The 482-nt window shown below is 59.8% G+C and carries 1 protein-coding gene; it reads left to right on the top strand.

From position 1 onward, the window contains the following. A partial coding sequence (locus VSR72_RS44045; RefSeq protein WP_342958422.1) for a LysR substrate-binding domain-containing protein occupies positions 1–352 on the top strand: 352 nt, incomplete at its 5' end. Between the last annotated feature and the right edge of the window lie 130 nt (positions 353–482).

Raw genomic sequence — 482 nt, 5'->3', positions numbered from 1 at the left:
GGTCTTGGCGGACTTGGCCAACCTGCCGCTGCTGCACCACGTTGCAGTACCGCAAGACTGGAGCACCTGGAACGATTGGTTGCTGGAATTCGGCATCAAGGCGGGTGGCTCCAAGGACAAACTCTTCGACAGCTATCCAGTGATGATGCAGGCTTGTGTCGAGGGGTTCGGTTTTGCATTGGGGTGGCGTCGGACCACCGAAAAAATGCTCGCCAGCGGCGACCTGGTACGGCCCTTTGCCGAATCCACCCATCTGCCGGAAGCCCTGAGCGTCTACAACTGGCGAGACGCCAACCTGCGTCCGGCAGCCCGGCAGTTGCTGGATTGGTTGAAGTCATCCTTTGGTGACTGAGGCGCAATGCCTGCGTTCGGTCCTTCGCTGAGAAGGCAGGGCAGATCAACAGCGAAAGCTAGAGCGCAGGACCGTTCGCTGAGGAGCTCGCTTGCGATAGCGGCAGTTGGAACACCGCAGGGTGTCAGAT

The organism is Paraburkholderia sp. JHI869 (assembly GCF_038900775.1).
In the GTDB taxonomy this organism is placed as follows: Bacteria; Pseudomonadota; Gammaproteobacteria; order Burkholderiales; family Burkholderiaceae; genus Paraburkholderia.
Note: the sequence above shows the minus strand (reverse complement) of the source record. Positions and strands in the feature narration are given on the sequence as shown.